General features: G+C 43.3%; 2 protein-coding genes. Both read left to right on the forward strand.

The features are described from left to right. Positions 1-452, forward strand: a 452-nt coding sequence (locus tag DP114_RS29510) for a toll/interleukin-1 receptor domain-containing protein (RefSeq protein WP_172195333.1), incomplete at its 5' end; no start/stop codon positions are given. 16 nt (positions 453-468) lie between these two features. Continuing rightward, positions 469-1,470, forward strand: coding sequence for a toll/interleukin-1 receptor domain-containing protein (locus DP114_RS29515; protein WP_171977809.1), 1,002 nt, complete (start codon positions 469-471; stop codon positions 1,468-1,470). Positions 1,471-1,477: the final 7 nt, after the last annotated feature.

Consider the following 1,477-nt stretch of genomic DNA (forward strand, 5'->3'; position numbering starts at 1 on the left):
AGTCGGGCATTAGGCAAAAACAGGTAAAAAGCTTACCAAAAACTTCTGGACGCTTCGATGTTCTCTTGTGCTATCACGACGAAGACCGCAACCAAGTAAAGCAAATTGCCGAACAACTCAAGGAAAGGCAGATTCGACCTTGGCTTGATATATGGGAAGCCTTTGCTGGCACTTCCTGGCAACAATTACTGGAAACTCAGATAGCCAAAATAAACTCAGTAGCAGTTTTTATAGGCAGAAGTGGAGGACCTTGGCAACAAGAGCAAATAGAGCCTTTTATATGGGAATTTATTGAACAAAAACGTCCTGTTATTCCTGTTATTCTGCCCAATGTCGTGCAAGAGCCGCAACTTCCCATCTACCTCCGACGCCGAACTAGGGTTGATTTTCGTCAGCAAGATCCTGAACCGATAACCCAATTAATCAATGGCATACCTGAAGTTAATGAATAGTAGGAGGAATCTTTAGATGGTAAATCAGCCAGAATTCGATGTTTTTTTGGCTCACAATAGTCAGGATAAGCCTCAAGTTAAAGCCATTGCATCTGAACTTAAAAGGCGTGGTTTAAAAGTATGGATAGATGAAGAGCAAATTTTGCCAGGACGCCCATTTCAGGATGTGATTCAACAGGCGATTTCCAATGTCAAATCTGCTGCTATCTTCATCGGTTCACAAGGGCTGGGAAAGTGGCAGGTTATGGAACTGCGGATACTTATTAGCCAATGTGTAGATGCAGATATTCCTGTAATTCCCGTTTTGCTACCAGGAGTAGAGGGCATTCCAGGGGATTTGCTCTTTCTCCAGCAGTTCAATTGCCTAAGTTTTGCTAGCGGCATAGATGATGTAGGAGTACTAGATAAACTAGTGTCAGGCATTACCCAGGAGCAACCAAAAAGCTCACCAAAAACTGCCGGAAACTTCGATGTTCTGCTGTGCTATGACGACGAAGACAGAAGCGAAGTCCAGCAGATTGCGGAGCAGTTAAGACAACGGCAAATTAGACCTTGGCTGAATCTGTGGGAAGTGCCTCCAGGCAGATCGTGGCAAGAATTACTGGCTGCTCAAATAGCGCAGATCCACTCAGTAGCCATTTTTATTGGTAGTAAATCAAGTCCCTGGCAGAAAGAGGAAATAGAGTCTTTCATCTGGGAATTTATTGAACTAAAGCGTCCTGTTATCCCTGTTATTCTGCCAAATGTCCTGCAAGAGCCGCAACTTCCCATCTATCTCCGAAGCAGAACTAGGGTTGATTTCCATCAGGATAAGGCTGAAGCATTTTACAACTTAGAATGGGGCATTACCCAAAGAAAACCAGGAAACTCGCCGAAAATCTTAGAAGAAAATAACTTTTCTGTGCAGGAAACGAATTGCTATGTCCGCTTAGAGGAGTTACTAGTACAGCACGGCGTAAATAAACCAAGTATTAGACAGCTAACACTTTACCCTTATATGTCCACTGAAAAGGTTTAGCCATTGT

Origin of the sequence: Brasilonema sennae CENA114, from assembly GCF_006968745.1 — a bacterium.
Lineage (GTDB): Bacteria > Cyanobacteriota > Cyanobacteriia > Cyanobacteriales > Nostocaceae > Brasilonema > Brasilonema sennae.

Bases quoted from the DNA above. Each gene is read 5' to 3' on its own strand.
- DP114_RS29515 (WP_171977809.1), top strand. From the start codon at position 469: ATGGTAAATCAGCCAGAATTCGATGTTTTTTTGGCTCACAATAGTCAG.